Raw genomic sequence first — 25,856 nt, forward strand, 5'->3', positions numbered from 1 at the left:
GTAATTTACTCCTTTAATACAGCATCAATATATACTTCGGGATTAAGTAAATAAGTCGAAATATCTTCAACTGTAGGATAAATGAACTCTGCACCTATTCCTAGAATAACAGAAAAGGATAATAAAAAGATAACTGGTCCGATTAACCCTTTTGTAGATTTTCTATCCACTTCATATGCCGGATTTTTCTCACCCCAAAATCCCTTGATAAAGATTTTCATAATAGAATATAAAATCAATAAGCTAGATAGCAAAGCAATGATAACAATGGCAATTTCATCATCAGCCAGTGCACCTTTTAATAATAATAATTTGCCTATGAACCCACTGAAAGGCGGGATACCAGCAAGGATAAATGCTGCAACAAATAATAGCCATCCAAGTACCGGATAGTAATGGATTAAGCCACCCATTTTTCGTAAGTCAGTTGTACCAGCTACATAAGCAATTGCACCAACTAGTAGAAATAAAGCACACTTGATGATCATATCATGTAGAAGATAGTAGACTGAACCGCTCATCGCATCTTGATTAAATACACCAATACCCATAATGATAAAACCAATAGCTGGAATGATGTTATATGCAATAATGAGCTTTACATTATTTGTTGATAAGGCACCAAGTATACCAAATACCATCGATAGACCAGCAATCCAAATAAATGCTTCATGTGTTAGGTCAAGTTTGTATACAAATATCAATGAAAATACTCGTAATATGGAATATATACCTACTTTTGTTAGCAAGGCACCGAATAAAGCTGAAACAACCGGGTTTGGTACAACGTAAGATTTTGGCATCCAGTAATACAATGGAAATAATGCAGCCTTCGTAGCAAAAACGAAGAATAATAAAGCTCCAATTGCAGTTAGTATTCCTTGTTGATCCGATTCTTGAACACGTTCAGCAATGTGGGCCATATTTACTGTGCCGACAACGCCATATAAAAATGCAACAGTTGTTACAAATAATATAGAAGAGAAAAGGTTTATTAGTACATATTTAATGGATTCACGAAGTTGTATCTTGCCTCCACCTAAAACGATTAAAGCATAGGAAGCCATTAAAAGTACTTCAAAAAATACGAATAGATTGAATAGGTCTCCTGTTAAAAAAGCACCTGAAACGCCTGTTATTAAGAAAAACATAAAAGAATAAAAATAATGTTGTTCTTGTTTTAAGGTCATGGAATGTGGTGCATAAAAAGCACAGGCCGTTAAAATAATATTCGTTGTTAATACAAGAATAATTGCTAACGGGTCGGCCACTAGAATAATACCATACGGGGCAGGCCAATTTCCCGTTTCCAGTATAATTGGACCATTCGTTACAACTTGCCATGTAATATAGGCAACTACTGATAAACTAGTAATGGAAAAAACTTTCGTCAATGTTCTTACCAAATTTACCTTTTTTGGGAAAAAGGCCAGGATTACGCCAGCTAATAATGGTATGATGATTGGCAATACTGCTAAATTACTCATTTTCGTTACCCCTTAATTGATCCATGTTATCTGTTTCATTATCATTTGCGGCTCTATATGCTAACGCCAAAAGTAAGCTTGTAATACCAAAGCTGATTACAATGGATGTTAAAATTAACGCCTGTGGCAATGGATCAGTGTAATCTGTAACCCCTTCTTTTAGAATAGGAGAACTTCCACGTTTTAACTTTCCCATGGTTAATATAAATAAATGCGCTCCATGGGACAGAAGGACCGTCCCAATAATAATCCGTAGTAATTGCTTTTGAAGGAGGTTATAAATACCGGCAGCGAACAATAATCCAGCAAGAATACAAATGATTATTTCCATTTACTCCGCCTCCTTTTTTCGCTTAATTTTAACGAGACTATAGATCGCAAGTGCTGCAATTCCTAAAACGGTAATTTCAAATAGCGTATCAAGCCCACGCATATCTACTAAGATTACATTAACAACGTTATGCCCACCACCAAGTGAGTAAGAGGTTTTTAAGAAGTAATCTGCAATAGAATCAAACCAATCACTACTGTGAGCGGAAATCCCGATCAAAGTCATCATCAAACCAAATCCTAGAGAAATAATAGCGTTAACTAATTTTGTTTTCCCCGATTCTTTAATAGCTTGTAATTTTGGTAAGTGGAAAAAGCATAGTAGGAATAATGCTACAGTTACCGTTTCAATAACCAGTTGTGTTAATGCTAAATCTGGTGCCCGATAAATAACAAACAGAAGCGAAACGCCGTATCCAACAACACCTAAGATAAGAATCGCAGCTATATTATTCTTGGCAAAAATAGTACCAAGTGCTGCAATAATCATAACGACTACCACAGAAACTTCTACAACAGTAACATCTGCGAGATCATCAAATTGTATGTTTAATCCACCTGTTAACGCCATTATAGTTAAAGTGACGATCGCAGTAGTACTAAAAATAATGGCTACATAAAGTCTTAGCGAACCATTCATGTAAAAGCCTGTAACGTTATTCGCGTACACATCCAATTTGCTTACACTTATATCGTATATTTTATTTAAGCTCATTCTACCAGGTAAGAAACTATATACTTTACGCCATTTTTTACGTGTAAGGAATAATAGTGTTCCAACCCCTACTACGATTAAGGACATGATAAATGCAGGGTAGTTCCATCCATGCCAGTATTTAACATGTTTTTCAATTGACTCACCTTTGACTGCTTCAGCCGCATGCGCTAAAAAGGTCCCATTAACTAAGTTAGGAAATAGCCCAATGATAATAACTAGTGCTACTAGGATGATGGGTGAAAGCAACATACCGATTGGAGCTTCGTGAGGCTTTTTAGGTAGACTCTTTTCTTTTTTCCTACCTGCAAATACACCAAAAAAGAAGTACATCGAATAGACAAATGTAAATATACTACCAAAAACGGCTAGCGCAGGAATGATATCAATTAGAAAATTAGCAAACGCCCCGACATTTTCATTTAAACCGAGACTAGATTCGAAAAATAACTCTTTACTATAAAATCCATTTAAAAATGGTAGGGGAACACCAGCCATTGAAAATGTACCAAATAATGCTAGCGTAGCGGTAATTGGCATAAATGTCAGTAAACCACCTAATTTACGGATATCACGAGTTCCGGTTTCATGATCAACAATACCTGCAACCATGAATAAGCTACCTTTAAAAGTTGCGTGATTTAGAATGTGGAAAACAGCTGCAAATACCGCTACTTTCGTACCAAACCCAAGCATGGCCATGATCATACCTAACTGACTTATTGTGGAAAATGCAAGTATAGCCTTTAAATCCGTCTGCTTTACGGCCATATAAGACCCCCAGCATAACGTAACGATACCTGCGATACTTACAATAATAAAGAACCATTCATAGCTAGCGAAAATAGGTGAAAACCGTGCTACCAAAAATAGTCCAGCTTTTACCATGGTTGCTGAATGAAGATACGCACTAACTGGAGTTGGTGCTTCCATCGCATCTGGTAACCAAATATGGAATGGGAATTGAGCAGACTTGGTAAATGCACCGAGTAATATAAACCCTAGTATTAATGGAAGATAGGAACTTTCTAAAATAACATCCTTTTGATCAATCATTGCCTGGATACTTGTTGTATCTGTAATGACAGATAATAGAATGAATCCACCAAACATACTTAATCCACCAAAAATAGTAATAAGCATAGATTTAAGCGCACCATAGCGAGAACGCTCATTAAAATGCCAATAACCAATTAATAAGAAGGAGGATATAGACGTTAGCTCCCAAAATGTATACATAACAAAAACGTTATCTGACAGGACAACACCAAGCATTCCCGCCATAAATAAAATTAAATAAACATAAAAATGTCCTAATCGTTCCGTTTTATCTAAGTAATAGATAGAGTAAAGGACAACTAACGCTCCAATTCCACTAATTAATAATACAAAAAGTAAACTTAATCCATCTAAGTAAAAATCAAAATTGATGGATAGGGAAGGGATCCAGCTGTAGGTTTGCCTGACAGGTGAAAAGGTAGAACCAAGAAACTGAATAAAATAAAGAAAGATTACGAAAGGAACAAAAAAGACAACTATTCCTGTATGTATTTTATGTTTGATTTTGCTTAAGAATGGAATTAAGCAGGCAATTAGAAGTGGAAGTAATACTGCAAAAATCATCTAATTGGATTCCTCCTTGAAAAGTATGTAATTGTTATTTTTAAAAAAAGAAACTATTAAAGTGCGTGTTCAAAAAGTCGCCGAATTAGAAATAAGAAGGTCGAGACATGAGAGTTTTGAGGACCGAAACGTATGCCCTTAATACGTGAGGACCAGAAAAAACCGAGTAACGAAGAGATTCGCCATTTATCATTTGGTGACTTTTTGAACTTCCTCTTAAAATAAGTATAAGCGGTATTTAAATTTTGTGATAGTGGTTTTGAAAATTCTTATCAAAAATAGTAACCCTCCAAAGATAGCTTATCATAAGTACGATTTTGGAAAAATAAAAAACCCTTATCATTCACAAAAATGACAAGAGTTGCTCGGGGAGAAGTGTGTATGATGATCATTAACCTGAGTATTCCAATTTATGGGTCAGTCTTCTTTTGTGGATTTCTTTTTCAATTAAATAAATAAAGTCAGGGCTTAGCTTCAATTCATGTGCTTTATAGAAAGATTCCAATAATAATTCATCAGATAAGTGATTCATGAATACAGCCCTCCTTGAATGAATTTATACTTTGTTATGTTGAGTAAGTTTAATTTACCACGAATACCCCAGTAGGACAAGGTCCGAGTTATCTACAAGAGCCTGTAGATAACTTGTGCATAAATAGAAATAAATTGTCGTATAAGCCGTTTTATAAGCTTTTTTCATGTTAACAAAGTTATCCACAATGAGAAATATGAAAGAATTTGTCGAACGGTTTTTCGAATTATCACCGTATTTTGCTATAGATAGGGCTTTCATGGAAAAGACAAATTTCGCTAGCACTTATATATGTGTTAAGTTATTATAGGATTACTATATAATAGGACATTCCATAAAGAGGAAAAGTAAAACTAGGTTTGACAATAACAAAGAGGTGTATACGTTGTTAAAGAAATTTTTACCAAATGAACATGTGAAAAGTGTTTTTGATATTCAACCTGCTTCACTTAAACAAAGAGGAATTAAAGGTGTCATAACAGACCTGGATAATACGTTAGTGGCTTGGGATGTTAAGGATGCAACCCCAGAAATTGTAAACTGGTTTAAACAAATGAAGGAATATGATATTAAAGTAATGATTATTTCCAATAATAAACAAGAGCGTGTAAAAATCTTTTCGGAACCACTTGATACACCTTTCGTATTTAGTGCACGAAAACCTTTGAGTCGCGCTTTTAAGGTAGCCGCAAAACAAATGGGAATAAAAAAAGAGAATATCGTTGTAATTGGTGATCAACTTTTAACCGATGTATTAGGAGGGAACTTTGCGGGTTTTTACACAATACTTGTCCTTCCTATCGTACAAACCGATGGAAAAGTAACGCGGTTTAATCGTAAAATAGAACGACGAATACTAAACTATATGAGAAGAAAAGGTAAGATAACTTGGGAGGAGTAATTATGGAAGATATATATTGTCAAGGTTGTGGTGCAGCCATTCAAACAGCAAATCCAGACGAGGTAGGATTCACCCCTGAATCTGCCTTAATCAAGGAGATTGTATTATGTCAGCGCTGCTTTAAATTAAAGCATTATAATGAAATCCAGGATGTTTCCGTTACAGATGACGATTTTTTGAAAATGGTTAGTGAAATACGAGATGTAGAAGGTTTAGTTGTACATTTAATTGATATATTCGATGTTAATGGAAGTATGATTCAAAGTTTGGCACGTATCATAGGTGATAAGCCGATTATATTAGTAGGAAATAAGGTAGATTTATTACCTAAATCAACAAATAAACAAAAGCTGATAAATTGGCTAAAGAAATCTGCTAAAGACGCTGGAATTAAAGTTAAAGACGTATACCTTATCTCATCGATTAAAGGTCACGGTATGGATGAATTAAAGGAAGCAATAGAAACAATGAGGGATAATCAGGATGTGTATGTTGTAGGAACAACAAATGTTGGAAAATCTACGTTTATTAATCGGCTTATTCAACAGTCAACTGGTGACAAAAACGTTATTACCACATCCTATTTTCCTGGTACGACACTTGGATTCATCGAAATTCCATTAGACGATCATTCCGTATTAATTGACACACCGGGTATCGTTAACAAGCAACAAATGGCGCATTACGTTTCAAAAAATGATTTGAAAATTATTACCCCTTCAAAAGAGATTAAACCGAGGGTGTTCCAATTAAACAACCAACAAACATTGTTTTTTGGTGGACTAGGACGAATCGACTTTATAAAAGGAGATAAACAGTCCTTTGTTTGTTATTTTTCTAATCACTTATCAATCCACCGTACAAAGCTTGAGAATGCGGGTAAGCTTTATGAAGAGCATGTGGGTGAGCTTTTATCACCACCAGATGAAACTACCCGTACAACGTTACCTGGTCTAGTACAAAGCACGTTTAAAATTAGAGAAGAAAAAATGGATGTTGTTTTTCCTGGCTTGGGATGGGTTATGATACCTGAAGTTAACACGACAGTTGTTGTGCATAGCCCGAGAACCGTAGCCGTTTCAATTAGGCCATCATTAATTTAAGGGGGAGTGCAGTAATGGGGTATCGTTTTGGATTGATTGGGTATCCAATCAAACATTCTTTATCACCTTGGATACATGAAAAATTCTTACAAAAAGCTGAACTTCAAGGTGAATATAATTTATATGAAATAAAAGCTAACGAATCTTTTGCTAAAAAAATAGACGAGCTAAAGAAAGAAAACCTTAATGGGTTTAATATAACCGTGCCATATAAAAAGACCATCATTCCTTATTTAGATGAATTGGATAAAAAAGCAGCAGCAATCGGTGCAGTAAATACGGTTGTATGTGAAAATGGAAAATGGATTGGCTATAATACGGATGGTGATGGGTATCTGAGATCATTAATTAAAGCTTATCCATTAGTGGGACAAGATAAGAATAATAAGATTTTAATTCTAGGGGCTGGTGGTGCTGCTCGAGGTATACTCTATACTCTTTCTTGCAATGGATATCAACAAATTGATTTAGCGAATCGAACCGAAAATGCGGCAAGAGAGCTAAAGACATTATATGAAATGCAGAACACAAACCTATTATCGTTACAAGAAGCCGAAAATGCAATGAGTGATTACGATATTATTATTCAAACGACATCAGTTGGGATGAAATCAACGGATGGTCATGCTATTGTTAAGGTTAATGGACTATCTGAGAAGAATATAGTAAGTGATATTGTTTACCAACCTGTGACAACCAATTTTTTACGAAACGCCAAAAACGAAGGTGCTAGGATTCATTACGGACATACTATGTTACTATACCAAGCGCAATATGCTTTTGAGTTATGGACTGACGTACGTGTAGAAATAAATGAAATGGAACAGGAATTACTCGAACAATTGGAAGGATGATTAGATGTTAACTGGAAAACAAAAACGTTTCTTACGAGCAAAAGCAAACCAATTAAAACCTATTTTTCAAGTAGGTAAAGTAGGCGTAAACGATAACATGGTTGAGCAAATCTCGGAGGCATTGGAAAAGCGAGAATTGATAAAAATAAGTATTTTACAAAACTGTATGGAAGAGAAGGATATCGTTGCATCTGAATTGGTAGAAGGTTCCGATGCAGAGCTAGTCCAGATTATTGGAAACAACATTGTTTTGTATAAAGAATCACGAGAAAACAAACATATTCAATTGCCATAAAGGAGTGTATCATGAAACGTGTAGGGATTTTAGGCGGAACATTCGACCCACCGCATTTAGGCCATTTAATAATTGCTGAAGAGGTACGACTCGCATTGGGGCTAGAAGAAATATGGTTTATTCCTTCACAGGAACCTCCACATAAGAGTAGAGCGTTCATAAGCGCGGATGATCGTGTTGAAATGGTCCGAAACGCACTTAAAGGTAATCCTTTTTTTAAATTGAATACAATAGAAGTAGAACGTCTAGGTAAGTCATATACATTTGATACACTAAACATATTAAGAAATGAGCATCCTGACGTCTCTTTTTATTTTATAATTGGTGCAGACATGGTGGAATATCTACCTAAATGGTACAAGATAAGTGAATTGATGGAAATGGTTTCTTTTGTTGGGGTGAAAAGAATTGGCTCTAGGTTGGATACTCCTTATCCAATTGAGCTAGTGGATATTCCGTATATCGAAGTTTCTTCTACCATGATTCGAGAGCGGATAGTTAAAAATGATTCGATTAAATACTTTCTTCCCGAGGCAGTTATACGTTATATAAAGGAGAAGCGATTGTATGAGGAAAGAAGAAGCAATTAAAGTCGTCCAACCAGCTTTAACTAAGGAACGATTTGATCATACCTTACGAGTAGCTGAAACAGCAGTAAAGTTGGCGGATTTGTACAAAGTATCAACTGAAAAAATGGAGCTTGCGGCGATATTTCACGATTATGCAAAATACCGACCATTAGAAGAGATGAAAGAAATTATCGTGAGCAGCCACTTACCGAATGATCTGTTAGATTATCATCATGAAGTTTGGCATGGACCTGTTGCTTCAGTAGTAGTAGAAGAACAGTTTGGCATTTTTGATCAAGAAATAAAGGACGCCATACGTTATCATACAACGGGCAAAACGAATTTTGGGACATTTGAAATGGTTCTTTTTCTTGCTGATTATATTGAACCTGGAAGAGCATTCCCAGGTGTAGAGAAGGTTCGAAATATGGCATATGAGGATTTAAATCATGCGTGTCTGATGGTATCACACAATACAATACAATTTCTACTATCTAAAAACGCAACAATTTATCCAGATTCAATTCATGCATACAATTATTTTTTAACAAAATTAAATGGGGGTTTTAATTAAATGAATAGTAATGAAATTGTACAATTAGCAGCAGAAGCAAGTGATGATAAACGAGCCGAAGATATCATTGCTTTAGATATGAACGAGGTTTCATTAGTAGCAGATTACTTTTTAATTTGTCATGGTAGTAACGAAAGACAGGTTCAAGCAATCGCTCGGGCAATCAAGGATGCTGCCGAGGAAAAAGGCATTTCTGTAAGACGATTGGAAGGTTATGAACAAGCAAGGTGGATACTAGTTGATATTGGTGATGTCGTTTGTCATGTTTTTCATAAAGATGAACGATCGTATTATAACCTAGAACGTTTATGGGGCGATGCCACGCGGGTATCATTAACTGTAGGGCAAGAGGGCTAAAAAATGGCTTACGAACAAATGGCAAAGCTTTATGACAAGCTTATGGATGAGGCACCATATGATCAATGGGCGGAAATGACTAAAGAAATAGTGAAGCAATCATCCATTCCTGTAAAACATATAGTAGATTTAGGTTGTGGAACTGGACAAATAACAGCACGACTTGCCAGAAATGGCTATCAAATGATTGGTATTGACTATTCAATTGATATGTTAAGTTACGCTGAACAAAGAGCAAGTGAACAAAACCTTTCTATTCAATGGATTAACCAGGACATACGCGAGACTGACGGTATTTCGCAAGTGGACGCAGTGGTAAGCTATTGTGATGTTATCAATTATATAACAACTGAGGAAGAACTGACTTTGGTTTTTGCTAATGTTGCGAACATGTTAAAGGATGATGGAATGTTTATATTTGATGTTCACTCCTTGCATCATGTCGAACACGAGCTAGTAAATCAAACATTTTCAACAGTAGAGGATGATGTGTCGTCTATCTGGTTTTGTACGCCAGGTGAAGAAACGGGTGAAATGTTTCATGATCTTACCTTTTTTGTTTCAAACGCTAAAGATTCCTATTCAAGATTTGATGAATATCATCACCAAAAAACATTTTCTATTGAGGTATATCGGAAACTTTTAGAGCAAAATGGATTCCAAATTCGAAATATATATGGTGATTTCTCGTTGAAAAAGGAAAGTCTCCATGAAAAAACTCAGCGGATTTTCTTTATTACAGAAAAAAGATCGATAAAATAAAATTTTGTCGATCTTTATTTTTTTAGAAGGATTTAATCATTACATGTCGAATTATTGTATTAAGCTTATTTTTACTTCAATAAACCTCCACTAGACTCCAGTTATACAGACCCCAGTTATTTAAAAAGAGGCCACTAAAAAAGTTAAACTAAGTACAAAATATGTGGATCTGCCATCGCCCCCTCGAATATACTACGCTTTCCGCGGGCGAGTGTCGAGCCTCCTCGGACTGCCGTCCTGCGGGGTCTCGCCGATCTCTTACTTCCCGCAGGAGTCTCCGTATATTCGAGGGGGCTAAGTTAAGATGAAAAGTAAAATTTTTAAATCCACCACTTTTTCAGTGGCCTCATTTAAAAAGGAAGTGTACCCCCAATGATTAATCTTGCCAAGAAAAACTTATTCTTCATTGTAATTGGAATAGCTGCAGTATTATTTTTATTTGTATTCAATGATAAGCCAGAACAAGAGAATACTGTAGATGTAAAGCCGATAGAAGCAGCAAGTATAAAAGAGCCTGCAACTGTTCAAGAAACAACAGATGCGTATGTTGATGTGAAAGGGGAGGTGAAAAGTCCTGGTGTATATGAAGTTTCTGTGGGTTCTCGTGTAGAAGATGTTATCACCCTTGCTGGCGGATTCACCGAAAAAGCTAATCAATCTGTTATAAATTTAGCACAAAAAGTTCATGATGAAATGATCATTTTGGTACCAAAAGCTGGTGAATTAGTTGATGTGAAAACTGAAGGATCAACTAACTCCACAAAAATTAACTTAAATTATGCCAAGCAAGAAGAAATTGAACAATTAAATGGTATTGGACCATCAAAAGCACAAGCAATCATTCAGTATCGCGAAGAAAATGGTTTATTTCAGACGATGGAGGATGTTTTAAACGTACCAGGTATTGGTGAGAAAACGCTTGAAAACATGAAGGAAAGTATTCAAATTCCATAATGTAAAAATTCACTCGCTGGGAGTTATACTGCCCATAACTGCGATAAAGATTGACGAAAATAATTTACAGCATGTAGACTTATTTTATACTTATAAATAAAAGGTGGGAATTAGTATGGAACGAATTTCATGGGACCAATATTTTATGGCACAAACCCATGTATTAGCATTAAGAAGTACGTGCGAACGATTAACAGTAGGCGCAACTATTGTACGAGATAAGCGAATTATAGCAGGGGGATACAATGGGAGTGTTTCTGGAGATTCACATTGTATTGACGAAGGTTGTTATGTCATTGATGGTCATTGTGTTCGAACAGTGCATGCAGAGACGAATGCACTCTTGCAATGTGCAAAATTCGGAGTTCCAACAGAAGGTTCTGAGATGTATGTGACCCATTTTCCTTGTCTGCAATGCTGTAAAACCATCATTCAAAGTGGGGTAAAAACGATATATTATGCTGCCGACTATAAAAATGACCCATATGCTGTTGAGTTATTTAAAAATTCCGGCGTTCACGTGAAAAAGGTTGAGCTTGAATATAATGCAGTTGATGTAAATCCTAAGGAAAAGGCTTCATATGTAGCGTCACTATTAAGCAAACTCGAAGGTACCTCAATCGATAATAGTCAATTAGAGGGATATAGAAATGAAGCCGAGCGACTGTTTAATGTTCAAAAGTGATAGGGTATAACAGGTATGAAAGGATACTGGCACTTTTTAGCGCTCTCGGTAGTATTAAGTATTTTGACGGTTACTTTTGATAAGAAGAGTTTTATTATTGTTTTATTATTATGGTTATATTATCTATATCAACATAAGAAGATTGGCCTTGGATCTGTATTTTTATCGCTAGTATTTTATATTGGGTTTTGCAGTTATATCCCTTCGATTGAAGATAACAAAGACAACCTATCCGCCATGGAACAGGCTATTAATGGAGAAATAGAAGGAACCATTAGTAGTCCTGTTAAAACATCGGCTAAAAAAATAGAATTTGTGATACAAGAAAGAACGTCAAACCATAAATTGCTTGTATCCGTATTTAAACAAGAAAAAGAAGAATGGAACAAAAATGCGTTTAATCAATTAAAACATGGTGCGACTTGTCATTTAACAGGCTTAATGGAGCTACCAGACCAAAGCAGGAATCCTGGTCAATTTGATTATCGTTCCTACTTGCAAACAAAAGGTATTTCGTATCAACTCACCCTCTCTTCGTTAGAAAATATTACATGTGAAGGTTCATCTTACCTCAATTCTATTTTTGAAACTCGATTATCCCTCATTAATTTTGTAATCTCAAAAACAGATCCATACACAGCAAAATGGTTGTCAGCACTTATTTTAGGTGACGATTCTCATTTAGATAAAGAGACTATAGAATTGTTCCAGAAATGGAACTTATCTCATCTTCTAGCAATTTCTGGATTAAATGTCGCCATAATCATTGCCATTACCTATTTTCTTTTAATAAAATTAAATTTATTTACTAAGGAAAAAGCACAATGGTTGATGATAGTTATCTTGCCCCTTTATGCTTTAATTGCGGGAGGTGAACCATCAGTATGGAGAGCGTGTTTAATGGTATTCGTATTAATTAGCTTACGAAAATTAAATACAGTTTTTACTTTAACAGATGGATTAAGTATTATCTTTCTATTAATGATTCTGTTTGATAAATTTATCGTTTACCACATTGGTTTTCAGCTTTCGTTTTTGGTGACGTTTGGATTGCTACTCTCAGCAAAATGGATTGCTTCAACACAGTCTTCATTAATGATTAGCCTACAAATAAGTTTCATGGCACAAATGATGATTATACCACTGCAATTGGCTTATTTTTACACCTTTCAGCCCTTATCAATGCTAGTAAACGTTATTATAATACCGTATTTCTCCTTTTTTGTAATACCCATTATGTTTATTATTCTGCTGCTGTCTCCTTTCTCAAACACGATACTAAGCGTGCTAAATACCATTTTTGAATCGACTAATCAAGCTGTTATTTATTTTATTCACGTGTTGGATCAAGTTGCCTACTTTCCATATATATTGGGGCCGCTTCCATTTATGGTTGTTTTACTTTATTATGTATTATTTTTATTACTAATGGATGCTGTGCAACGCGAAAAAAAGATGCGTGCTATGAAAATTGGTCTGTTAACAGTCTGTCTGATAACTTTTATTGCAATAAAACCATACTTATCACCATATGGGACAGTAACCATGTTAGATATCGGACAAGGAGATAGCTTCATAATTGAACTTCCGTACCGAAAAGCTGTTTTCTTTATTGATGCAGGTGCAAAAATGTCTTTTGAAAATAAAGAAGCAACGGATATGAAATATGAACAGGTTATCAAGCCTTTTTTATATGCAAATGGAATCGCTAAAATTAACGCCTTATTTGTTACCCACGAGGATGTCGATCACGTTGGCAGTGCTCCGTTTTTGTTAGAGGATTATAAAGTTGATCGTGTCTTCTTAAGTGATTATTACCAATTACCTAGTGAAACAATTAATAAATGGAAACAAAAAGGTATCCTTGTACAGCGACTACAAGCGGGAAATGAAATTGATTTTCATGGTTATCCTATACAAATTTTGTCACCGCATACAGATAAAAAAGAAACCAATGCAAATTCACTTGTCCTGCATATGAATTTAGGAGGTCTTGGCTGGCTCTTTACAGGAGATATTGATAAACAAATAGAAAAGGAATTAGTAAAAAAATATCCTGGTTTGACATTTGATGTACTAAAAGTTGCACATCATGGCAGTGACACCTCTACAGATAAATCTTTTATCGAACAGTATAAGCCGAAATATGCTTGGATTTCGGTAGGGGAGAATAATTCTTATGGTCATCCAACTAAGGATGTGTTAGACGTGCTTGAGGACGAAGGAACAAGGATTTTTAGAACGGATCAAGATGGTGCGGTTGAGTATCATTTTAAAAAGGAGACAGGAACATTTTTGAAATACTTACCATAATGTAGCTAATAGATGATGTTCAAAAAGTCACCAAATGATAAACGGCGAATTTCTTCGTTGCGAAGTTTTTGTTTCTAATTTGCCGACTTTTTGAACACGCACCAATAGATGAATCGCAATTTAAAAAGAGACTGTCAGCGTTCAGTCTCTTTTTCATCACTAATTTATAGGTGATTATATGTAGCTTTTTATTATTATCCAAAGAATTTAACCGCTACTCCAATGAAGAAAATTACAGCAAAGAATACAAATGAGTAGACAAATCCTAGACCAGAATCCACTACATCATTAGTTTTTGACTGGACGTCTTTTTCAAATTCGTTCACAACTATCCCTCCTATATCATACTTAGTATAAAATAAATGCTCAAAAAAATCCATGAAATTATTTGCACCAATTTTAGTAAGAGTTAACATCTATACTTTTTACTTTACTGGTTAATCTAAAATTAATCAAATATCGTTTGTCAAATAGACGCCTGGGACTATTTGGCTAACGTTTATATAAATGAGGGGATCTCCTAGTAAGATTCCCTCTAAAATTCCTTGCTATTCGGCCTTTTTCACTTTAGGATAATGTATATACGTAATTGGAGTGATTGAGATGTCTTATCTTGAAATAGCACAAAAAATAAAAAAAAATCAACTGGCACCAACCTATTTGTTATATGGAACAGAATCGTATTTTATACAGGATATAAAGAAGCAGTTAACAAATGCAATTTTACCTGATGGGGATATTGAAAATTTATCTACATATGATCTAGATGAAACTCCTATTCAAGAGGTTATTTCTGACACGGAAACCTATCCGTTATTTGGAGAAAGAAAATTAATTATTGCCCATAACCCTTCTTTTTTAAAGGCAAAGCCAAGTAAATTGCCATTCGAACATGATCTAGACCGGTTACAGTTCTATATAGAAAACCCTGTTGATTATGCAACGATTATTTTTATAGCTGAATATGAAAAAATTGATGAACGGAAAAAAGTAACAAAAGTAATCAAAAAAAATGCTGCCATTGCCAAATGCGATCCCATCAAAGAACACGAGCTGTCGAAGTGGATTAAAACAATTGCTAATGACTATCATATAACAATTGAACCTAAAGCTTTTGATGTTATTGAAACAGAGCTACAAGCAAATCTTCATCTATTACAGAATGAGATGATGAAGTTCGCATTGTATGTTGGAGAAGGTGGTAATCTAACGAAAGATGATGCAGAAATGCTTATATCTCATACATTAAACAATTCGTCTTTACGATTGGTAGACGCTGTTATAGAACGGGATATACGTAAAGCAATCACTATTTACCGGGATCTACTGAAAATGAAAGAAGAACCAATTGCTATGGTTGCACTTTTAGCCTATCAATTTCGTACCTTATTGCGTGTTAAACTTTTAAAGCAAAAAGGGTACAGTCAAGCCCAGATACAGAAACAACTTGGAATTCACCCGTTTGTTGTTAAAATTGCTTTATCTAGAGAAAGTAAATTTACCATTGAGCAATTATCATCATATATCGATAAATTAACGAATGCCGATGCAGATATGAAACAAGGTAGGATGGAGAAAGAACTTGCATTTGATTTATTACTATATGATTTAACCAATTCAAGAAGCCAAGTGACTAAAAGCAGTATATAGAATAATAATATAACAAACTAAAAAACGATCCTATTATGGGATCGTTTTGTGTTGGTCATATATTATGCGCTTAGGTTATTAACCATTTTTGATAAGCGTGATTTTTTGCGATTACCATTATTTTGATGGACAATCCCTTTTTGTACTGCTTTGTCAATTTTCTTGGTTGCTTGTTGAAGAGCAGATTTTGCATTATCCACGTCTTTTGCATCAACAAATTGTTCAACACGTTTAACTTGTGAACGCATATCTGATTTATATGACTGGTTTAAGTCATGTTTTTTCTGATTAACACCTACACGTTTAATTGCAGATTTAATATTAGCCATTATTTCACCTCCTAAAAACAACGATTCCTATCTGAGTGAACCAATGATATTTTACCAGAGCGGGACACTGTTTTCAATAGCTTTATTATCTACTCGGTGAATTTGTATGATTTTGACCTTTATTGTGAAGTCTAAGAGTAAGTAAAAAAAGTTTTGGAGGTTATGAATTATATGGCGAAATCAAATGAGGAATTTCAAGTGCGCACAGATTTAGCGATTGAAGCGAAGGACATGTATGTCGAACAAGAAGATACGCAAGTTGACCAAATGAAAGGCATTAATATAACAGAACGCATGGAAAATGATATCAAAATTTCATATGTGGAAATAGATAAAACCGGAGCAAAGATTATTGATAAAAAACCTGGAACATACGTCACCCTTTACGCAGATGGTGTAAAACGACAAGATACGAAACGTCAGGAAAATGCTTCAGGACTGTTAGCAAAAGAATTAGAACAATTATTGGAGAAAAATCAATTATCAACAAATGCGAGATGTTTAATTGTTGGTTTAGGTAATTGGAATGTAACCCCAGATGCCCTTGGACCAATGACAGTTGAAAAAATACTGGTAACAAGCCACCTATTTAAATTAGAACATGAATCAGTGGCAGATGGATATCGTTCCGTAGCTGCGGTCACACCGGGTGTTATGGGATTAACTGGAATGGAAACAAGCGACATCATTTTTGGTATTGTTGAAAAGTTCAAACCAGAATTTGTAATTGCAATTGATGCACTAGCTTCACGATCTATCGAACGAGTAAATGAAACGATACAGCTTTCAGATGCAGGTATAAATCCAGGTTCTGGAGTTGGAAACAAACGGAAAGAAATAAGTAAGGATACATTAGGAATTCCAGTTTTTGCAATCGGAGTCCCGACTGTCGTGGATGCCGCAACCATTACAAGCGATACGATAGATTTCTTGTTAAAGCATTTTGGGAGAGAATGGCGCGAAAAGGATAACCCATCAAAATCTCTAGCCCCAGCGAGTATGACATTTGGTAATAAAAAGTTTAATGAAGAGGATTTACCAGATGAAGAAAAAAGAAATACATTTTTAGGAATAGTCGGAAATCTATCAGAAGAGGAAAAGCGTTCATTAATTCGAGAGGTTCTGACACCTATTGGCCATAATTTAATGGTAACACCAAAAGAAGTTGATGGCTTTATGAAGGACATGGCACATGTTGTAGCTACTGGAATTAATGCTGCGCTCCATGAAACCGTTGATGTTACGAATTTTTCCTCTTATACAAGATAATAAAAATGACAATACTAATCAAATGAAAGATTAGGTTCTAGTTTCTGAAGACAGGTCATAGATTTACTATATATGTCACTGTCTTCAGGAAGGATGGAACAATGAACCTTGATAAAAAAACCAATCGCTTTCCTTTTTATAAAAAAGGTGGATTGTATATCCTTTGTATCGTATTACTATTTGTTTCGATAGGAGCGTTAACTACCATTGCTCCTGCCTATCGATTTTCTTCAAAAACACTTACGGAGTGGACTAGTAAGGTAGAAAGTACAACATTTTTATATTTACTAGGAATGGAGAATAGGGCATTTCAAGAGGCGTTTCCAAAGGACAATTCACTCCCAAAACTATCAAATACATTATTTGAATTAACGACAAGCGTTAAACCGCATGATGTTAGAAGTCTATTAGGTCGAGAACTACCAGGATTTTCTGCTTTTAATAATAAAATAATTGTTGCGGGTGAAGGGACAAACTATACTAATCTTCCTATAGAATCTCCTCCGCCACTCGATGATATATTAAAAGACAGAAAAGCGGAAGTTAATGAACCTACTAAACCAGAAAATGAAAATACAGAGGAAAAAGAAGAAAAACCAGTAGAAGAAAATGTTGTTTTTATTTATAACACACATAACAGAGAATCATTTTTACCACATTTACCAGAAGTGGATGACCCAGATTTAGCCTTTCATGGGGAAGTTAATGTTACTAAGGTAAGTGATAGGTTTGCAGAATCACTTGAGGAAAACGGAATTGGAGCAATTGTTGACCATACAGATTTCACGAAAGTGTTACAACAAAAAGACATGGAAAGGTATCAATTCTATGATATATCGAGAAATGCTGTAAAAGAGGCATTTGCTTCTAACAAAAATTTGAAATATGTCTTTGACATCCATCGAGATGCTCAACCTAGAGACATAACAACAACAACTATCAAAGGAAAGTCATTTGCTAGACTAGCAATTGTTGTTGGTGGAGAAAATGCTGATCACGAAGAAAATTTAAAGTTTGCTACTGAATTAAATGCTTTAATTGATGAAAAATATCCTGGACTAAGTAGAGGAATTATAATAAATGAAGGACCTGGAAATAATGGTGTTTACAATCAGGACTTGTCAGAAAATGGATTGATATTTGAATTCGGTGGTTACGCCAACACTTTAGAAGAGTTGTATCGCACAGCAGACGCACTAGCAAAAGTATTTAGTGATTATTATTTTAATGCCGAAAAAGTTTCGACTGAGGCAAAGGAGGAATAGATCATGAAGTCTATTGTTATATTACTACTGTTACTACTATTTTTCGTATCAGGAATGCTATTTGGAGTAGAACGTGATCAATTGGAATTCACCTCACCTAAAGTCGAAACTATTGATGTGAACAAAGTTAGTGAATCACAAGAAACTATTTCACCATTAAGTGAAAATAATGAGTACAAACAAGCTCCAGATCACTTTACACAAAAAATGGCATCATTTATCGAGGGAATTGTAAAAGGATTCTACGAGATTATCGTCCAATTGCTTTATCAAGTTGTTCAGTTGTTTTACTAGTAGATTATTTCCCCCTCTCTTTTGGTACGAAAGTTTAAACTAAAGGAGAGGGGGATTTATTTTTTGATTGATTGTAATGTGTTCAATTGCTATAATCATCCTAGTAAACGACGTTAAAATTAACACTTTATTTCAAGAGTGGCAAAAATTGTAGGAGTGAACATCACTAATGGTGAAAAAAAAACGCAACGTTCGTAATTTTTCAATCATCGCACATATTGACCATGGTAAATCAACCTTGGCAGATCGAATATTAGAAAATACAAAAGCATTAACACAACGCGAAATGAAAGAGCAGTTTCTTGATGCAATGGATTTAGAACGCGAACGTGGAATTACAATAAAATTAAATGCAGTACAATTAAGTTATACGAGTAAAGCTAGTGAAGAATTTATTTTTCATTTAATTGACACGCCAGGACATGTCGATTTTACATATGAGGTTTCACGTAGCCTTGCAGCATGCGAGGGAGCAATTCTAGTTGTAGACGCAGCACAAGGTATTGAAGCGCAAACACTAGCTAATGTTTATTTGGCATTAGATAACGAATTAGAAATTATTCCCGTTATTAATAAAATTGATTTACCAAATGCAGACACAGACCGAGTTACCCAGGAGCTAGTAGATGTGATAGGCATTGATCCGGATGATGTTATTTTAGCATCAGCGAAGGATGGAATCGGAATTGATGAAATTCTTGAAAGGATTGTAGAAGCAATACCTGCTCCTGCAGGGAAAGCTGATAATCCCTTGCAGGCGCTTATCTTTGACTCGCTTTATGATGCCTATCGTGGTGTAGTTGCTTATGTTTGTGTTAAAGAGGGATCTGTTAAGGTCGGCGATAAAATTAAAATGATGGCGACTGGAAAAGAATTTGAAGTCAATGAAGTAGGGGTTTTCTCACCAAAACCATTGAAAAAAGATGAATTAACGGTAGGGGATGTTGGGTACTTAACGGCTTCAATTAAAAATGTTGGTGATACCCGTGTTGGTGACACAGTTACACATAGCCATAATCAAGCAGAAACTGCTTTGCCAGGTTATCGCAAGTTAAATCCAATGGTTTTCTGTGGGTTGTTCCCGATAGATTCCAATGAATATAACGACCTTCGTGAGGCGCTAGAACGACTTGAGTTAAATGACTCCTCACTTCAATATGATCCGGAGACATCCCAAGCATTAGGGTTTGGCTTTCGCTGTGGTTTCCTAGGGTTATTACACATGGAAATTATACAAGAAAGAATTGAACGAGAATTTAACATTGGTTTAATTACTACAGCGCCAAGTGTTATCTATGAAGTAGAGAAGGCTAACGAAGAAATTATTGAAATTGATAACCCATCAGACCTTCCAGATCAACAGTCTATTACTGAAATTCGTGAACCTTTTGTAGAGGCAACTATTATGGTTCCAAATGACTACGTTGGGACAGTAATGGAGCTTTCTCAGAAAAAGCGCGGACAATTTGTTGACATGGAATACCTGGATGATATCCGCGTGAATGTCATTTATCATATCCCTTTATCTGAAATTGTATATGATTTCTTTGACCAATTAAAATCACAAACAAAAGGCTATGCATCATTTGATTACGAATTGATTGGTTATAGAGTGTCAAATCTTGTTAAAATGGATATTTTGTTAAATAATGAAACGATAGATGCACTATCAATTATTGTTCATAAAGATTTTGCCTACGATCGAGGAAAACAAATTGTGGATACATTAAAAGAATTGATACCACGACAACAATTTGAAGTGCCTGTACAGGCTGCAATAGGAAACAAAATTGTAGCTAGATCGACCATCAAAGCGATGCGAAAAAATGTACTTTCTAAATGTTACGGTGGGGATATTACACGTAAACGGAAGTTGTTAGAGAAACAAAAAGAAGGTAAGAAACGAATGAAAATGGTAGGATCAGTAGAAGTACCCCAAGAAGCGTTTATGGCCGTTTTAAAAATAAAAGAAGATTAATGGTTGAATTTAACAGGAGGGTGAACTTTATCGAGTGTCTTTACACCCGAAGAGTTTGTCCCTTTTCTTTTTCGTTTTTCACTATTGATTAAGAGGTGAACTAATTTGATACAATCCGTTTATATACATATCCCATTTTGCCAGCAGATATGTCATTATTGTGACTTTACGAAGTTTTTTTATAATGAAAAATTAGCAGATGAATACATGGAAGCTTTAGCGAATGAAATTAGAACAAATGTAGATGGTATGAAAACGTCTGTGAAAACTATATTTATTGGTGGTGGGACACCAACAGCACTTAACTTGAATCAACTGGAACTGCTATTTCAAGTAATTGATGAAAGATTTGATGTGGATGGCTGCTTGGAATATACGATTGAAGCTAACCCAGGGGATTTTGATGAAGACAAGGCTAAACTATTAAAAAGCTACGGTGTAAATCGCGTTTCATTAGGTGTACAGGCATTTGATAACCAGCTATTGGAAGATATTGGTAGACTTCATAAAATTAAGGATGTTTACGATACAGTAAATTTATTAAAAAAGCATGGAATTCATAATATAAGCATTGATTTAATTTACGCTTTGCCAAATCAAACGGTGGAAGGCTTTGAAAAGTCCCTACAAGAAGCAATTAAATTCGATTTACCACATTATTCAACTTATTCGTTGCAAATTGAACCAAAGACGGTTTTCTATCAGCGTCATAAAAAGGGTAAATTACATCGTCCACCACAAGAGGATGAAGTGCGCATGTACCACATTTTAAGAGATACGATGAAAAAGAATGGTATTCAGCAGTATGAAATCAGTAATTTTGCGAAACCGGGTTATGAAAGTAAGCATAATTTAACCTATTGGAATAATGACTATTATTATGGTTTTGGTGCAGGGGCTCACGGTTATTTACCAGGGAAAAGAACAGGAAATATTCGACCACTTCCAGCGTATGTGAAACAGGCCATGAAAGACGGTCATCCAATCTTGTCGACGGAAGAAATTGGATTAAAGGAAATGGTTGAGGAAGAAATGTTTCTAGGCTTACGTAAGCGTGAAGGTGTTAGTAAACTAAAATTTGAACAAAAATTTTCAGTCTCTGTAAAGGAACTATATGGGGATGCAATTAAGCAATTAGTGGAAAAAGGTTGGTTATACGACAGGGCTGATGAGATCTCATTAACTCCAGAAGGGATCTTGTTTGGTAATAATGTTTTTGCCCAATTTTTATTAGAAGATGAAAATGTAAGCCATCTACGTTGACAAAAAAATAAGGATTTGGTAATTTATTAGTAGAATTAGCACTCAACGATGAAGAGTGCTAACAGAGGTGATCATCATGTTAACAGAAAGACAATTATTGATCTTACAAGTCATTATTGATGATTTCATCCAGACAGCACAACCAGTTGGTTCGCGTATTTTGTCAAAAAAAGAAAGTATCTCCTTTAGTTCCGCTACCATACGAAATGTCATGGCTGATCTTGAGGATTTGGGATACTTACAAAAGACGCACTCATCGTCTGGAAGAATTCCATCTGAAAAAGGCTATCGTTTTTATGTGGATAATTTAGTATCTGCTGAAGGGATACCTGACGAAGTTAATGTCATGAAGCATGTGATCCAAGATGGGATTTTTGAATTCGAGCAAATCGTTCAAAAGTCCGCGCAGGTGTTATCTGATTTAACAAATTATACATCGATTATTTTAGGGCCAGAAGTATTCGAGACAAAATTAAAGCAGTTACAAATTGTTACTTTATCAGACCATACTGCTGTAGCGATATTGATTACGAATACAGGACATGTCGAGCATCGCTCATTTACGATCCCTGGTGAAATGAATGCATCAGATCTTGAAAAAATGGTTAATATTTTAAATGATCGATTATACGGTGTTCCAATTGTACATTTACATGATACGTTAAACACAGAAATAGTTTCACTAATGAAGATGTATGTGAATGACTTCGAACGATCATATGACTATTTGAAATCTGCATTCTTTAGCGAACAACCTGTAAAGCTCTACTTTGGTGGGAAAACGAATATTTTAATGCAACCAGAATTTAAAGATATTGATAAAATTCGTTCGTTTTACTCCATGATGGAAAAAGAAGATGAGATAGCCAATATGCTAAAAACATCGACAGAAGGTATAAATGTCTCAATTGGTCATGAAAATAAAGTAGATGCTATAAAGGATTGTAGTTTAATAACAGCTACTTATCACCTAGGACAAGATCAACTTGGTACGATTGCCTTACTCGGACCAACAAGAATGGAGTATAGAAAGGTAATCACTCTGCTACATGCATTGTCTAATGAAATGACAGAAGCATTATATATGTGGTACAAAAACAATGAATAGTTGCTGGTCTCGCTATACGGAATACCTTGATGGGGCTATCCCCATCACTTCTTTATGTAATAGGTAATAGTTTATTTAAGTAGGGTTTAATGATATAGTCTAAAATGGTGAATTTTTCTTAGGAGGTGTTAAGCGTGGAAGAACAAAATAAAAATGATACAGCAACAAAGGATAAAACAGAAAGCGTTGAGCCAGAGGAAATGGAAATTAATGATCCAGAAGAACACCTTGGTTCAGATGAAGGTAAAATGGAAACACTGAAAGAGGAAATAGAACAATTAAAAAAAGAAAAAGATGAAAACTATCAAAAAATGCTACGTATTCAAGCGGAATTTGATAATTTCAAAAAACGTACATTGCGTGAAAGAGAAACAGCAAATAAATACAAATCACAGGATATAGTAAATGAACTACTTCCTGCTATTGATAACTTTGAACGTGCCCTTCAGGTAGATGTATCAGAGGCCGGGGAAAGTTTTGTAGAAGGAATCTCGATGGTATATCGTATGCTGAAAGATGCACTAAAAGCACAAAATATAAAAGAGATTGAAACAGTAGGGAAAGAATTTGATCCCAATCTACATCACGCAGTAATGCAAGTTGAAGATGACGAAGTAGAATCAAATACGGTTGTAGAAGAAATGCAAAAAGGATATATACTTGAAGATCGTGTTATTCGACCAGCTATGGTCAAAGTAAATAAATAAAAGAATAGGTAAAGTAGTGAAGGAGGAAATTGAACAATGGGAAAAATAATTGGTATTGATTTAGGAACAACAAACTCATGTGTATCAGTAATGGAAGGTGGAGAAGCGGTAGTCATTCCTAACCCAGAAGGAAACCGTACAACACCATCTGTTGTTTCATTTAAAAATGGTGAGCGTCAAGTTGGTGAGGTTGCTAAAAGACAGGCAATCACAAATCCAAATACAATTCAATCAATCAAGCGTCATATGGGTACTGATTATAGCGTTAAAATTGATGATAAAGAATATTCACCACAAGAAGTTTCTGCAATTATTTTACAATACATTAAATCATATGCAGAGGATTATCTAGGTGAAAAAGTTGAGAAAGCAGTAATAACAGTCCCAGCTTATTTCAATGATGCAGAGCGTCAAGCAACAAAAGATGCTGGTAAAATTGCTGGACTTGAAGTAGAACGCATTATCAATGAGCCAACTGCTGCAGCGCTAGCATATGGTATCGATAAAAGTGACCAAGACCAAACAATCCTAGTTTATGACCTTGGTGGCGGTACATTTGACGTTTCTATTCTAGACATTGGAGACGGTACTTTTGAAGTTGTTTCAACAGCTGGGGATAATCGACTTGGTGGAGACGACTTTGATGAAGTAATCATTAAACACATGGTAGCAGAATTTAAGAAAGAAAACGGAATTGACCTTTCTAAAGATAAAATGGCTACACAACGATTGAAAGATGCTGCTGAAAAAGCGAAGAAAGATCTTTCCGGAGTTGCTCAAACACAAATTTCATTACCATTTATAACCGCTGGAGAGGCAGGTCCACTGCACCTAGAAATGAGCATTACACGTGCTAAATTTGATGAATTATCGTCAGAGTTAGTAGAACGTACAATGGTTCCTACTCGTAAAGCATTAAAAGATGCTGGATTATCTTCCAGTGAAGTTCACAAAGTAATTTTAGTGGGTGGATCAACAAGAATTCCAGCAGTTCAAGAAGCAATTAAACGCGAAACAGGTAAAGATCCATCTAAAGGTGTTAACCCAGATGAAGTAGTAGCTCTTGGCGCAGCGATCCAAGGTGGAGTATTGCAAGGGGACGTTAAGGACGTTGTATTATTGGACGTAACACCACTTTCATTAGGAATTGAAACTATGGGTAGTGTGTTTACAAAACTAATTGAACGAAATACAACTATCCCAACAAGTCACTCACAAGTATTCTCAACTGCAGCAGATAACCAAACTGCAACAGATATTCACGTATTACAGGGAGAACGTGAAATGGCAGCTGATAACAAGACACTCGGCCGTTTCCAATTAACTGACATTCCACCAGCACCACGTGGAGTTCCACAAATTGAAGTATCTTTTGACATTGATGCGAATGGTATTGTAAATGTACGTGCGAAAGACATGGGCACAAACAAAGAACAGTCGATTACAATTAAATCTTCTTCAGGGTTGTCTGATGAAGAAGTAGAAAAGATGGTACAAGAAGCTGAAGAAAATGCGGAAAGTGATAAAAAACGCCGCGAAGAAGTTGAACTACGTAATGAAGCTGATCAACTTATCTTTACTACGGATAAAACAATTAAAGACTTAGGCGATAAAGTTTCTGACGAAGAAAAAGAAAAGGCAGAAGCTGCAAAAGAAGAATTAAAAAAGGCTATTGAATCTGATGACTTAGAGGAAATTAAAACTAAAAAAGATGCACTTCAAGAACAAGTCCAACAGTTATCTGTAAAGCTTTATGAGCAAATGCAACAGGATGCAGAAGCTCAAGCAGGACAAGAAGGACAAGAAGCATCGAAGGACGATGATGTTGAAGATGCGGATTATGAAGAAGTAAACGATGACGACAAAGATAAAAAGTAAGTAATAATCTGTAACAAAAAAAGTCAAAGTCAGGAATTCCTTGGCTTTGACTTTTTTTCTT

26 protein-coding genes are annotated in these 25,856 nt (G+C 35.3%); 20 read left to right on the plus strand and 6 right to left on the minus strand.

Annotated elements, in window-relative coordinates; genetic code table 11:
- Positions 1-5 precede the first annotated feature (5 nt).
- The 4 genes from CFK40_RS09090 to CFK40_RS09105 form a co-directional block, all read right to left on the minus strand.
- The gene (locus CFK40_RS09090; RefSeq protein WP_089532008.1) at positions 6-1,487 is read right to left on the minus strand and encodes a Na+/H+ antiporter subunit D; all 1,482 of its coding nucleotides are present in this window, start codon (positions 1,485-1,487) and stop codon (positions 6-8) included.
- On the minus strand, positions 1,480-1,818 hold the full coding sequence (locus CFK40_RS09095; protein ID WP_089532009.1) for a Na(+)/H(+) antiporter subunit C: 339 nt from the start codon (positions 1,816-1,818) through the stop codon (positions 1,480-1,482). Before CFK40_RS09095 ends, CFK40_RS09090 begins: the two co-directional genes overlap by 8 nt.
- Entirely contained in the window at positions 1,819-4,155 is a 2,337-nt protein-coding gene (locus CFK40_RS09100; protein WP_089532010.1) for a Na+/H+ antiporter subunit A, read from the minus strand. It abuts the gene before it with no gap.
- 391 nt (positions 4,156-4,546) lie between these two features.
- Positions 4,547-4,687 (minus strand): sporulation histidine kinase inhibitor Sda, encoded by a 141-nt coding sequence (locus CFK40_RS09105; protein WP_089532011.1) that lies wholly within the window; start codon positions 4,685-4,687, stop codon positions 4,547-4,549.
- 385 nt (positions 4,688-5,072) lie between these two features.
- Between CFK40_RS09105 and CFK40_RS09110 the strand changes: the two genes are divergently transcribed.
- From CFK40_RS09110 to CFK40_RS09160, 11 genes are all read left to right on the plus strand, one after another.
- A complete protein-coding gene (locus CFK40_RS09110) occupies positions 5,073-5,588 on the plus strand; it encodes a YqeG family HAD IIIA-type phosphatase (protein ID WP_089532012.1) in 516 nt (171 codons plus the stop codon).
- Between the two features lie 2 nt (positions 5,589-5,590).
- Positions 5,591-6,691 carry a ribosome biogenesis GTPase YqeH gene (yqeH, locus tag CFK40_RS09115; RefSeq protein WP_089532013.1) on the plus strand — a complete coding sequence of 367 codons (1,101 nt, stop codon included), beginning with the start codon at positions 5,591-5,593 and terminating at the stop codon, positions 6,689-6,691.
- Positions 6,692-6,705: 14 nt separating this feature from the next.
- Complete coding sequence (gene aroE, locus CFK40_RS09120) at positions 6,706-7,545, plus strand: shikimate dehydrogenase (RefSeq protein WP_089532014.1); 840 nt, start codon at positions 6,706-6,708, stop codon at positions 7,543-7,545.
- Between the two features lie 4 nt (positions 7,546-7,549).
- Entirely contained in the window at positions 7,550-7,840 is a 291-nt protein-coding gene (gene yhbY / locus CFK40_RS09125) for a ribosome assembly RNA-binding protein YhbY (protein WP_089532015.1), read from the plus strand.
- 11 nt (positions 7,841-7,851) lie between these two features.
- Positions 7,852-8,430 carry a nicotinate-nucleotide adenylyltransferase gene (locus CFK40_RS09130; protein ID WP_089532016.1) on the plus strand — a complete coding sequence of 193 codons (579 nt, stop codon included), beginning with the start codon at positions 7,852-7,854 and terminating at the stop codon, positions 8,428-8,430.
- Positions 8,408-8,983: a bis(5'-nucleosyl)-tetraphosphatase (symmetrical) YqeK gene (yqeK, locus tag CFK40_RS09135; RefSeq protein ID WP_089532017.1), complete on the plus strand. Its 576-nt coding sequence runs from the start codon at positions 8,408-8,410 to the stop codon at positions 8,981-8,983. Before CFK40_RS09130 ends, yqeK begins: the two co-directional genes overlap by 23 nt.
- On the plus strand, positions 8,984-9,340 hold the full coding sequence (gene rsfS, locus CFK40_RS09140; RefSeq protein ID WP_089532018.1) for a ribosome silencing factor: 357 nt from the start codon (positions 8,984-8,986) through the stop codon (positions 9,338-9,340).
- A gap of 3 nt (positions 9,341-9,343) precedes the next feature.
- The gene (locus CFK40_RS09145) at positions 9,344-10,102 is read left to right on the plus strand and encodes a class I SAM-dependent DNA methyltransferase (RefSeq protein ID WP_089532019.1); all 759 of its coding nucleotides are present in this window, start codon (positions 9,344-9,346) and stop codon (positions 10,100-10,102) included.
- A 372-nt stretch (positions 10,103-10,474) separates the two neighbouring features.
- Positions 10,475-11,056, plus strand: a complete 582-nt coding sequence (locus tag CFK40_RS09150; protein WP_089532020.1) for a helix-hairpin-helix domain-containing protein — start codon at positions 10,475-10,477, stop codon at positions 11,054-11,056.
- A gap of 115 nt (positions 11,057-11,171) precedes the next feature.
- Positions 11,172-11,741, plus strand: a complete 570-nt coding sequence (locus CFK40_RS09155; RefSeq protein ID WP_089532021.1) for a ComE operon protein 2 — start codon at positions 11,172-11,174, stop codon at positions 11,739-11,741.
- Positions 11,742-11,756: 15 nt separating this feature from the next.
- On the plus strand, positions 11,757-14,054 hold the full coding sequence (locus CFK40_RS09160) for a DNA internalization-related competence protein ComEC/Rec2 (RefSeq protein WP_089532022.1): 2,298 nt from the start codon (positions 11,757-11,759) through the stop codon (positions 14,052-14,054).
- Positions 14,055-14,248: 194 nt separating this feature from the next.
- Here the strand turns inward: CFK40_RS09160 and CFK40_RS09165 are convergent, their stop codons facing one another.
- Complete coding sequence (locus CFK40_RS09165; RefSeq protein ID WP_089532023.1) at positions 14,249-14,380, minus strand: YqzM family protein; 132 nt, start codon at positions 14,378-14,380, stop codon at positions 14,249-14,251.
- A 277-nt stretch (positions 14,381-14,657) separates the two neighbouring features.
- Between CFK40_RS09165 and holA the strand changes: the two genes are divergently transcribed.
- A complete protein-coding gene (holA, locus tag CFK40_RS09170; RefSeq protein WP_089532024.1) occupies positions 14,658-15,704 on the plus strand; it encodes a DNA polymerase III subunit delta in 1,047 nt (348 codons plus the stop codon).
- 62 nt (positions 15,705-15,766) lie between these two features.
- Here the strand turns inward: holA and rpsT are convergent, their stop codons facing one another.
- The gene (gene rpsT, locus CFK40_RS09175) at positions 15,767-16,033 is read right to left on the minus strand and encodes a 30S ribosomal protein S20 (protein WP_089532025.1); all 267 of its coding nucleotides are present in this window, start codon (positions 16,031-16,033) and stop codon (positions 15,767-15,769) included.
- A 171-nt stretch (positions 16,034-16,204) separates the two neighbouring features.
- On the opposite strand from rpsT, the gene gpr reads away from it, so the two are divergent.
- From gpr to dnaK, 8 genes are all read left to right on the plus strand, one after another.
- Positions 16,205-17,302 carry a GPR endopeptidase gene (gene gpr, locus CFK40_RS09180; RefSeq protein WP_089532026.1) on the plus strand — a complete coding sequence of 366 codons (1,098 nt, stop codon included), beginning with the start codon at positions 16,205-16,207 and terminating at the stop codon, positions 17,300-17,302.
- Positions 17,303-17,403: 101 nt separating this feature from the next.
- On the plus strand, positions 17,404-18,567 hold the full coding sequence (gene spoIIP / locus CFK40_RS09185; RefSeq protein ID WP_089532027.1) for a stage II sporulation protein P: 1,164 nt from the start codon (positions 17,404-17,406) through the stop codon (positions 18,565-18,567).
- Between the two features lie 3 nt (positions 18,568-18,570).
- Complete coding sequence (locus CFK40_RS09190) at positions 18,571-18,861, plus strand: hypothetical protein (RefSeq protein ID WP_089532028.1); 291 nt, start codon at positions 18,571-18,573, stop codon at positions 18,859-18,861.
- Between the two features lie 169 nt (positions 18,862-19,030).
- A complete protein-coding gene (gene lepA / locus CFK40_RS09195; protein ID WP_089532029.1) occupies positions 19,031-20,839 on the plus strand; it encodes a translation elongation factor 4 in 1,809 nt (602 codons plus the stop codon).
- A 105-nt stretch (positions 20,840-20,944) separates the two neighbouring features.
- Complete coding sequence (hemW, locus tag CFK40_RS09200) at positions 20,945-22,102, plus strand: radical SAM family heme chaperone HemW (protein ID WP_089532030.1); 1,158 nt, start codon at positions 20,945-20,947, stop codon at positions 22,100-22,102.
- 76 nt (positions 22,103-22,178) lie between these two features.
- A complete protein-coding gene (hrcA, locus tag CFK40_RS09205; RefSeq protein ID WP_089532031.1) occupies positions 22,179-23,210 on the plus strand; it encodes a heat-inducible transcriptional repressor HrcA in 1,032 nt (343 codons plus the stop codon).
- Positions 23,211-23,410: 200 nt separating this feature from the next.
- A complete protein-coding gene (gene grpE / locus CFK40_RS09210) occupies positions 23,411-23,917 on the plus strand; it encodes a nucleotide exchange factor GrpE (protein WP_264371410.1) in 507 nt (168 codons plus the stop codon).
- A 36-nt stretch (positions 23,918-23,953) separates the two neighbouring features.
- Positions 23,954-25,795 (plus strand): molecular chaperone DnaK, encoded by a 1,842-nt coding sequence (gene dnaK, locus CFK40_RS09215; RefSeq protein ID WP_089532033.1) that lies wholly within the window; start codon positions 23,954-23,956, stop codon positions 25,793-25,795.
- Positions 25,796-25,856: the final 61 nt, after the last annotated feature.

Origin of the sequence: Virgibacillus necropolis (assembly GCF_002224365.1) — a bacterium.
In the GTDB taxonomy this organism is placed as follows: Bacteria; Bacillota; Bacilli; order Bacillales; family Amphibacillaceae; genus Virgibacillus_F; species Virgibacillus_F necropolis.

Bases quoted from the DNA above. Each gene is read 5' to 3' on its own strand.
- CFK40_RS09090 (WP_089532008.1), bottom strand. From the start codon at position 1,487: ATGAGTAATTTAGCAGTATTGCCAATCATCATACCATTATTAGCTGGC.
- CFK40_RS09095 (WP_089532009.1), bottom strand. From the start codon at position 1,818: ATGGAAATAATCATTTGTATTCTTGCTGGATTATTGTTCGCTGCCGGT.
- CFK40_RS09100 (WP_089532010.1), bottom strand. From the start codon at position 4,155: ATGATTTTTGCAGTATTACTTCCACTTCTAATTGCCTGCTTAATTCCA.
- CFK40_RS09105 (WP_089532011.1), bottom strand. From the start codon at position 4,687: ATGAATCACTTATCTGATGAATTATTATTGGAATCTTTCTATAAAGCA.
- yqeH (WP_089532013.1), top strand. From the start codon at position 5,591: ATGGAAGATATATATTGTCAAGGTTGTGGTGCAGCCATTCAAACAGCA.
- aroE (WP_089532014.1), top strand. From the start codon at position 6,706: ATGGGGTATCGTTTTGGATTGATTGGGTATCCAATCAAACATTCTTTA.
- yhbY (WP_089532015.1), top strand. From the start codon at position 7,550: ATGTTAACTGGAAAACAAAAACGTTTCTTACGAGCAAAAGCAAACCAA.
- CFK40_RS09130 (WP_089532016.1), top strand. From the start codon at position 7,852: ATGAAACGTGTAGGGATTTTAGGCGGAACATTCGACCCACCGCATTTA.
- yqeK (WP_089532017.1), top strand. From the start codon at position 8,408: ATGAGGAAAGAAGAAGCAATTAAAGTCGTCCAACCAGCTTTAACTAAG.
- rsfS (WP_089532018.1), top strand. From the start codon at position 8,984: ATGAATAGTAATGAAATTGTACAATTAGCAGCAGAAGCAAGTGATGAT.
- CFK40_RS09145 (WP_089532019.1), top strand. From the start codon at position 9,344: ATGGCTTACGAACAAATGGCAAAGCTTTATGACAAGCTTATGGATGAG.
- CFK40_RS09150 (WP_089532020.1), top strand. From the start codon at position 10,475: ATGATTAATCTTGCCAAGAAAAACTTATTCTTCATTGTAATTGGAATA.
- CFK40_RS09155 (WP_089532021.1), top strand. From the start codon at position 11,172: ATGGAACGAATTTCATGGGACCAATATTTTATGGCACAAACCCATGTA.
- CFK40_RS09160 (WP_089532022.1), top strand. From the start codon at position 11,757: ATGAAAGGATACTGGCACTTTTTAGCGCTCTCGGTAGTATTAAGTATT.
- holA (WP_089532024.1), top strand. From the start codon at position 14,658: ATGTCTTATCTTGAAATAGCACAAAAAATAAAAAAAAATCAACTGGCA.
- rpsT (WP_089532025.1), bottom strand. From the start codon at position 16,033: ATGGCTAATATTAAATCTGCAATTAAACGTGTAGGTGTTAATCAGAAA.
- gpr (WP_089532026.1), top strand. From the start codon at position 16,205: ATGGCGAAATCAAATGAGGAATTTCAAGTGCGCACAGATTTAGCGATT.
- spoIIP (WP_089532027.1), top strand. From the start codon at position 17,404: ATGAACCTTGATAAAAAAACCAATCGCTTTCCTTTTTATAAAAAAGGT.
- CFK40_RS09190 (WP_089532028.1), top strand. From the start codon at position 18,571: ATGAAGTCTATTGTTATATTACTACTGTTACTACTATTTTTCGTATCA.
- lepA (WP_089532029.1), top strand. From the start codon at position 19,031: ATGGTGAAAAAAAAACGCAACGTTCGTAATTTTTCAATCATCGCACAT.
- hrcA (WP_089532031.1), top strand. From the start codon at position 22,179: ATGTTAACAGAAAGACAATTATTGATCTTACAAGTCATTATTGATGAT.
- grpE (WP_264371410.1), top strand. From the start codon at position 23,411: ATGGAAATTAATGATCCAGAAGAACACCTTGGTTCAGATGAAGGTAAA.
- dnaK (WP_089532033.1), top strand. From the start codon at position 23,954: ATGGGAAAAATAATTGGTATTGATTTAGGAACAACAAACTCATGTGTA.